The sequence below is a fragment of the Actinomadura geliboluensis genome (genome assembly GCF_005889745.1).
GTDB classification, from domain to species: Bacteria; Actinomycetota; Actinomycetes; order Streptosporangiales; family Streptosporangiaceae; genus Spirillospora; species Spirillospora geliboluensis.
On sequence record NZ_VCKZ01000426.1, the window covers coordinates 1 to 7,504 of the forward strand.

8 protein-coding genes are annotated in these 7,504 nt (G+C 75.8%); 4 read left to right on the plus strand and 4 right to left on the minus strand.

Annotated features, from left to right (window positions below; genetic code table 11):
- Positions 1 to 92: 92 nt before the first annotated feature.
- From ETD96_RS45335 to ETD96_RS37315, 4 genes are read right to left on the minus strand one after another with little or no spacing between them, the layout of a single operon-like run.
- Positions 93 to 1,289, minus strand: coding sequence for a hypothetical protein (locus ETD96_RS45335; protein ID WP_171069414.1), 1,197 nt, complete (start codon positions 1,287 to 1,289; stop codon positions 93 to 95).
- On the minus strand, positions 1,193 to 2,728 hold the full coding sequence (locus tag ETD96_RS37305) for a DUF6493 family protein (protein WP_138641223.1): 1,536 nt from the start codon (positions 2,726 to 2,728) through the stop codon (positions 1,193 to 1,195). The genes ETD96_RS45335 and ETD96_RS37305 overlap by 97 nt, the downstream gene beginning before the upstream one ends.
- Complete coding sequence (locus tag ETD96_RS37310) at positions 2,725 to 4,116, minus strand: SWIM zinc finger family protein (RefSeq protein ID WP_138641224.1); 1,392 nt, start codon at positions 4,114 to 4,116, stop codon at positions 2,725 to 2,727. The genes ETD96_RS37305 and ETD96_RS37310 overlap by 4 nt, the downstream gene beginning before the upstream one ends.
- A 47-nt stretch (positions 4,117 to 4,163) precedes the next feature.
- On the minus strand, positions 4,164 to 4,700 hold the full coding sequence (locus ETD96_RS37315) for a homocitrate synthase/isopropylmalate synthase family protein (RefSeq protein WP_240808504.1): 537 nt from the start codon (positions 4,698 to 4,700) through the stop codon (positions 4,164 to 4,166).
- Between the two features lie 423 nt (positions 4,701 to 5,123).
- Here ETD96_RS37315 and ETD96_RS46215 point away from each other — a divergent pair, with 423 nt between their 5' ends.
- The 4 genes from ETD96_RS46215 to ETD96_RS37335 all read left to right on the plus strand — a co-directional run bounded on the left by ETD96_RS46215 (position 5,124) and on the right by ETD96_RS37335 (position 7,146).
- Complete coding sequence (locus tag ETD96_RS46215) at positions 5,124 to 5,345, plus strand: citrate/2-methylcitrate synthase (RefSeq protein WP_205719640.1); 222 nt, start codon at positions 5,124 to 5,126, stop codon at positions 5,343 to 5,345.
- A 48-nt stretch (positions 5,346 to 5,393) separates the two neighbouring features.
- Positions 5,394 to 5,753 carry a hypothetical protein gene (locus ETD96_RS37325; protein ID WP_138641225.1) on the plus strand — a complete coding sequence of 120 codons (360 nt, stop codon included), beginning with the start codon at positions 5,394 to 5,396 and terminating at the stop codon, positions 5,751 to 5,753.
- A 64-nt stretch (positions 5,754 to 5,817) separates the two neighbouring features.
- Positions 5,818 to 6,147, plus strand: coding sequence for a DUF3817 domain-containing protein (locus ETD96_RS37330; protein WP_138641226.1), 330 nt, complete (start codon positions 5,818 to 5,820; stop codon positions 6,145 to 6,147).
- Positions 6,148 to 6,222: 75 nt separating this feature from the next.
- Positions 6,223 to 7,146, plus strand: coding sequence for a bifunctional helix-turn-helix transcriptional regulator/GNAT family N-acetyltransferase (locus ETD96_RS37335; RefSeq protein WP_138641227.1), 924 nt, complete (start codon positions 6,223 to 6,225; stop codon positions 7,144 to 7,146).
- Positions 7,147 to 7,504 lie beyond the last annotated feature (358 nt).

Below are 7,504 nucleotides of genomic sequence, written 5' to 3' on the forward strand. Positions count from 1 at the left end.
TCCCACGCCCCACCGACACCCCCACCCGTGCTGGGTTCGCAGGGTCCACGTGCCGGTGCTGGTCCTTTCTCCTTCAACACCGGGACGTGGCTTCAGGTTGCAAGCGTGCCGTGGAGGCGGGCGCATTCGGTGACCAGGCGGCCGGAGCCGGCGCGTGAGGCCACTTCGGCGACCTCCGGAATGGGGCCCTTGGCGCCGGTGAGCTCGGCGAGCCGGGTGGCCTGGGCGACCAGGGAGGGAAGGCCGGAGGGCGCGCGTTCGCCCGGCGCGGGGAGGAGGCGAGGGAGCGCGGTGGCCAGGATCGTCCAGACGCCGGCGTGGGCGCCCGCGTCGGCGGCGGCCGTGAGGGCCTTGAGGGTGCGCGGCAGCGGGATGCGGCCCAGCGCGGCGAGCCGGCCGAGCGCGGCGCCCGTCTCCTCCGCCGGGAGGGCGCCCCGCGAGCTGAGCGTGACCAGCGCGTCGACGGCGTTCGACCTGTCGCGCTGGTCCTTGTCGGCCAGCGTGCAGGCGAGGAGGGTGCCGGTGGCGACCCCCGCGGGGCCGTCGGCCTCGGCGACGCCGAGCATCGCGGCGCCCGGTTGCCATCCGTCGTCCCCCATTCCGGCCACGTAGCGGACGAGGTGCGCGGCGGCGACCTCGCGGTGGGACGGCAGGACGGCCGGCCAGTGGCCGATCCGCTCCAGGAAGCGCCAGGACTCCCCGTTGCGCCCGCCCGTCGCGGGGAGGGCGCAAGCGTGGTCGATATCGGTGTCGCCGGTCATGGCCACCGTGGCGCGCACCGGGGACGGGGCGCGCCACGCCGGGCGCTCGGCGGCCGCGCCCGGCCGGCCGAGGACCGTGCAGGTGACCACGGGGTCGGGGAGCCCGCCCGCGGCGAGCCAGGACGCGACGGCCCGGCCCGCCTCGGACGCCAGCCCCTTCGCCCGCGCCGCGGCCGCCGGGTCGATCTCGCGCGGGACGCGGAGCATCGCCTGCGCGAGCTCGGCCCGCCCCGGCGCGGCGCCCGCCTCCTCCAGGCGTTCGAGGCGGCCGACGAGGACGTCCGGGTCGATGTGCCCGCTCGCCTCGGTCGGGGCCGCGAGCAGGAGCGGCACCGTCCCGACGGCGGCGGCGATCTCCTGGAGCCGCCACGCCAGGAACCGTGCCAGCGGCGGCCCGGACGCCTCCGCGGCGGGACGGAGGCGCCGCAGGGTCAGGGCGGCGCGGAGGCCGGCCGCGCGTGACCGGCGCTGGAGCAGCAGGTTCTGCGCCGGGAGCGCGATCCAGCTCTCCCGGACGAGGTTGCGCATGTACGAGCGGTCGTCCGGCTTGGTGATCCACGGCGCGATGTCGTCGGCGACCTTCCGGAGCGCCTCCCGGGTCGCGTCGGGGTCGCGGTGGGCGGACTCCATGAGCGCGGCCAGGAACCGCTCCGCCGGGGCCCACTCCTCGTCGGAGCGCAGCCGGACGGCGAACTCGTCCGCGAGTTCGGCGAGGGAGCCGACGGGCGCGGCACCGACCGGGGGACGTAGGGCGGCGGGCCCGGCGGTGCGGGCTCGGGGACGGCCTCGACCGCGCCGAACGCGTCGGCGATCACCGCGCGCGGCCCGGCGGGCAGGACCGCGGCCGCGTCCCGGACCTCCGCCCGGACGGCATCGCCCGCGTGGGCGGCGTGCTTGGCCGCGATCTTCACGGCGCGTTCGCGCGAGTCGACCGCGTCGGACGGGAACACCGCGGTGAGGGCGCGCAGCGTGGCCTCGACCCGGCCGCGCTTGCGGGCCGTCCGGTCGAGCCAGGTCAGCGCGGCCCGCACGAGCTTGCGCTCGGGCCGGAACAGCACCGCGTCCGCCGCCTCGGCGAACAGCGCCGCGTCGAGCCGGCCGAGGTCGTCGGCGCGGCGCACCTGCCGCAGCGCGAGGTCGGCGACCGCCGGCGGCGCGGCGGGCAGGAGCCGCACGTAGTCGCGGACGCGGGCGGTGGTCTCGTCGTCGGTGGGCGCGAGCGCGTCGTGGAGCTGGACGAACCAGCGCAGGGTGTGCGGGGTGCCGCCGCGCAGGAAGCGGCTGACGCACCCGTCCAGGAGGAGCTCGCGTTCGACGCGTCCGGTACGGGCCAGGCCGGTCAGGGAGTCGGCCCAGGTGCTCTTGCGGGCCTTGTCCCACTGGACCCAGTTCGCGTCGTTGGCGAGGGCGGCGCCCACGCCGTCCGCCTCGAACAGCCTCGGGAGGAGGGTGTCCAGGAAGGGGTCGTCGGCGAGCCCGTCCGCGTTGCCCGCGCCGGTGACCCAGCCGACCACGAAGCCGTCCGTCACCGGGGGCGCGACCCCGGCCGACGTGGCGAGCGCCGCCGCGGTGTGCCAGCGCGACCACTCCTCGTCGGAGACCCGCAGCCGGTCACCGATCCGGCGCGCGACCTCGGCGCGCCATTCCGCGGGGCGGTCCGCCGTCACCTCGACCAGCAGCCGGGTGGTGTACTCGCTCCACGACCAGAGCCGCAGGTCGGTGCGGCACAGCCAGGTCGCGGCCGCCGCCGGGCCGCCGATCACGCCGGCGCCGGCGATGAGCAGGCGGCTGATCCCCTCGTTGTCGAGGAACCCGTACCGCGTCCGGGCGCGCAGCTCCTTCAGCAGCCCGGGGAGTTCGGCGGCGGCGGTGCGGCGCTCGGCCTCGTCCAGCGCCCTGACGGCGCGCGCCGTCGCCTCCATGCCGCCCGCCTCGATCGCCTTCCGGAGCTCGGCCCAGGTGCTCATCGCGCGGCCTCCGCCGTCTCCTCGGTCGTCTCCTCGGCCGCGCGGCGGGCGATGCGCGCCGCGAGGACGTGCTTGCACGGCCCGCGTTCGCCCCGATGGTCGAACCACCAGGGGCACGTGCAGGCGGCGCGGTCGCCGTCGAAGCGGACCTCCCGCTCACCGCCGCCGCTCAGCACGATCGCCGTGCCCGCGGAGGTGAACCGCACGGCGCCGTCCTCGACGAGCGCCCGCGCCGACCGCAGCCGCGGGTTGAGGCCGGCCACGCGCGCCGGGTCGTAGGGGAGTTCGCGGTGGAAGAAGGCGGCCTCGGCGGCGTCGAAGCCGACGCGTCCCGACGTGCCGAGCTGGGTCAGCGCGGCCCGCGTCCGGGCGAGGTCGAGGCCGGACCGCTCGGCGAGCAGGCCGGGTTCGACGCGCGGCTCGAAGGACAGCAGCGCGCCGAGCAGGTCGGCGTCCCCGGCGGCCTCGTCGGTCGCGATGTCCTCCAGCACGGCGCCCTCACCGGAGAAGCCGCGCGAGTGCTGAGGGGACAGGGTGAGGACGTACCTCATGCCGGGAAGCTCCAGCTCCCACACGCTCGACACCGGCCCGCCGCCATGGGTGACAGGCGGCCCGTAGACGCGCAGGACCCGGGCGAAGCGGAGCAGCGGCAGCATCGTCCGCAGGCGGTCCGGGCCCGCCAGGCACACCGCGCCGGGCGCCGGACGGGACGTGACCCGCAGCGTCCTCCCGGCGGGCACGGCCCACAGGGGTTCGCGCTGCGCGCGCGGCAGGGTGCGCAGGAACCGCACGGCGCTCGGCCCGTCCAGCTCGCCGCGCGGGTCGAACCCGGCCGTGATGACCTGCACCTCGGCGAACCCCCGCAGCCACCGGTCGGGCAGCGGCACCTTCTTCTCCACGACCGCGCCGTCCATCGTGGTGACGGCCAGTTCCTCGGCGCCGACCGCCAGGTGCAGCGGATCGGACCCGCCGACGCGGGCGAGGGCCTCCCGCAGGGGGCCGTTGACGTCCACGTTGGTCGTGCCCCGTTCGTGGACGTCGCCGTCCAGCGCGGGCTCCAGCACGTCCAGCCGGGCGTACACGCCGCCGCACGCGGAGAACGACTCCATCCGGATCCGGTCGCCGTTGCAGGTGACGACCGGGTCGCGGAAGGACGTCGGGCGCGGCTGGAAGTAGCGGGTCTGGGCGACGTCGGCCAGGGCGAGCAGCGCCGCCGCGGCCGGCGCCGCCTGGGTGAGCACGCCGCTGAAGAAGTGCGGGTGCGCGCTCGGCCCGCTGCTCGTCGTCCCGCCGGACGTCGACAGGCCGAGAAGCCCCGCGTCCAGCCCCGAGGGCCGCGTGTACGTGTACGACTGCGCGGCTCCGGCCGCCACTGTCCTGCTCGCCATGCCCGAGAACGTAGAGTCCGCCTCGGACAAATCCTCCGGTTCCCGGGTCAGCCGAGCTGGCCGGGGAAGAGGAGCGACAGTTCGCGCGGGTAGCCGGCGATCAGGCGGAGTTCGTCGTCGGTCAGCGGACGGCCCGTCTGGGCGTTGCACAGCTGGACGAGCTTGTGCCAGTCGTCCGGGAAGGGGCCGAGGGTCACCTCGTCGTACAGCTCGTAGTTGCCGTGGTCCTTGAGGGCACCGTCCGCGTGGATGCCGGACTCGTGCGCGAACGCGTTCCGTCCCACGCCTACCTGGTTGTAGGGGAGCGGCTGGCCGAACGCGTAGCTCGCCCACAGCGCGAACCGCCGCGCCCAGGACAGGTCGATCGGATCGCCGATCTCGACGCCGCGCTCCCGCAGCCCGAACCCGTGCCGGAGGGCGAGGATGGTCGACAGCAGGTCGGCGTTGCCGGACCGCCCGCCGATGCCGTTCACGCACGTGTTGATCCACACGTCCTGGCCCGCCTCCAGGTCGCCGAGCGCGCCGCTGACGGAGTTGGCCACGGCCAGGCCGAGGTCGTTGTGGCAGTGGGTCTCGACCGGCATCCCCACGGCGGACCGAACGCACCCGCCTCCGCCAGCGCGAGCTGCGCCCGCACGTAGGGCGCCTCGTGGAACAGGAACGGGAAGCCGATCTCCGACTGCGCCGCGCCGAGGCGGCCCAGGTAGAAGTTCACCATCGTCTTGCCGAACTTGGACAGCCCGGTCCGGGCCGTCGCCCGCCACGCTGTACGCGTACGTGAGCCGGGGCGTGCTGCGCCGCCGGCACGCCGCCGACGGCCGCCGCAGCCTCTTCGACGCCGCGCAGGTCGAGGAGCTCGCGCGGCGCGGCAGGCCGCGCCGCCCGCCGGGCCCGGGGGAGCTCGCGTTCGAGTCGGCGATCACCGCGCTCGGCGCCGACCGCCCCTTCTACCGGGGGCGCGACGTGCTGGACATGGCGCGGTCCCGGACGTTCGAGGACGCCGCCGCGTGGCTCTGGACGGGCCGCGACGACGGCGCCGCCTGCCCGCGCCCGACATCGACTTCGCGCTGGCGGCGCTCGGCGCGGTCGCCGGTCTCGTGCCGGGGGCCGGGGAGGCGGTGTTCGCCGTCGCCCGCACGGCCGGATGGCTCGCGCACGCGCTGGAGGAGTACGCGCGGCGCGGCCCGCTGCGGCCCCGCGCCGTCTACACCGGCCCGCCGGTCCGCTGAGGCGGGGTCGCGGCGGCACCTCGCGGAACCGGGGGTAGGCTCGGTGACGTGCGACGGTTCCTCACCCCAGGCTGGCTCGGGCTGCACGCGCTCGCGATCGTGCTGTGCGGCGCGTTCCTCGGGTTCGGCTGGTGGCAGTTCGACCGCGCCCAGTCCGGCAACGACCGCAGCTGGGCGTACACGTTCGAATGGCCGATCTTCGCGATCTTCGTGATCGTGATGTGGATCAAGATGATCCGGGACGAGCGGGCCGGCGTGAAGCCCGCGCCCACGGTCATCGAGGAGCCCGCGGAGGCCGAGGTCAAGCGGGAGCTCATCAAGCAGCACGAGGAAGAGGACCCCGCCCTCGCGGCCTACAACCGCTACCTCGCGCGCCTCAACTCCGAGAACGCGCGCGGCCGCCGCTGACCCCCGCGTGCGGGCGCGCGGCGCGGTGGCGCCCCCCGTCCGCCGAACGAAAGGTGTGTTTCCTGTGGAAGGCGCGGTCACCAGGTACCGGATCCTGGCGCTGATCGTCGGCACCCTGCTGGTGCTGCTGGCGATCGGGATGGTCCTCAAGTACGGGCCGACCGACATGCCGGAGATGGCGGGCATCGTGTCGCCGATCCACGGCCTCTTCTACATGGTCTACGTGGCGTTCGCCTTCGACATGTGGCGGCGCACCGGCTGGCCGATCGGCAAGATGGTGCTGATCGTGCTCGGCGGCGTCGTGCCGCTGATGACCTTCTTCGTGGAGCGCAAGATCGTCCGCGAGGCGCGTGCGCTGCCCGCCGCCAAGGCCGAGGCCGGCGCGAGCGCCTGACGATCACCCTCCGGGGCTGGTGCCCGCGGCCCTTCATCGCCTAACGTTTGACTGAGTCAAACGTTTGGAGGCGCCATGGAGGTGACCGAGGAGGACGTCGGCACGGTCCGCGCGTTCAACCGCTTCTACACCGGTGTCATCGGGGTGCTCGGCGAGGGGCTCGTCCGGTCGCCGTACTCGCTGACCGAGGCGCGGGTGATCTTCGAGCTGGCCCAGCGGGAGGACACCGAGGTGCTCGCGCTGCGCCGCGCCCTCGACCTCGACGCCGGCTACCTCAGCCGGATGCTGGCCCGGTTCGAGGCCGACGGGCTCGTGCTGCGCGAGCGCGCGCCCGCCGACGCCCGCCGCCAGGTCGTCCGGCTCACCCCGCGGGGCCGCGAGGTGTTCGCCATGCTGGACGAGCGGACCATCGCCGAGATCCGCGGGCTGCTGGACGGCCTCGACGCCGGCGACCGCCGCCGGCTGCTCGCCGCGATGCGCACCGTCCAGGGCGTCCTCGGCGGCCGGCCGCGCGCGGACGACGTCGTCCTGCGCCCGCTGCGCCCCGGCGACCTCGGCTGGGTGGTGGAGCGCAACGGCGCGCTGTACGACGTGGAATGCGGCTGGGACCGCACCTACGAGGCCCTCGTCGCCTCGGTGGTGGCCGACTACGTGCGCGACCACGACCCGGAGCGGGAGAACGCGTGGATCGCCGAGTCGGACGGCGTCCGGGTCGGCGGGGTGTTCTGCGTCAAGCGCGCCGAGGACGTCGCGCAGCTGCGGCTGCTGCACGTCGAGCCGGACGCCCGCGGCCTGGGGGTCGGCGCGGCGCTCGTCGACGCCTGCGTGCGCTTCGCCGCCGAGGCCGGCTACCGGGAGATCATGCTGTGGACGACGGCGCTGCAGCGCCCGGCGCACCGCCTCTACGCGCGGGCCGGGTTCGTCCTCGAGGACGAGGAGCCGCCCGTGGAGCGCTTCGGCGACGTGGTCCACGGGCAGGTGTGGCGCAAGAAGCTGTGACCCGGGCCCGCGGAGGCGACGCGCCTCCGCGGGCCCGGTTCTCGCAGCGATCCCTAACTGCGGCGGCGGCCGGGACGGGGGTCGGACGGAGTTCCGGCCGCCTGTGCTACCGGCGTGGTGCCGGTCTTTCTGGGGGCTGGCTCTCACCTCCCTTCCGCTCGCGCCGGCCGGGGGCGTGACGGCCCGTCCGGCGAAGGGGGGAGGGCGCCGAAGGGCGCCCGGGTGACTGAGACCGGGCCGGCGGCGCGGTGGGACGTGGCCGCCGGCCCGGCCGCCGGGGGGTGCCGGTGCCGCGGGGGCGTGCGGCACCGGGGCCCGGGGAAGGCCGCTGCGCGGAGCCGGCCGGGTACGGCCGAGA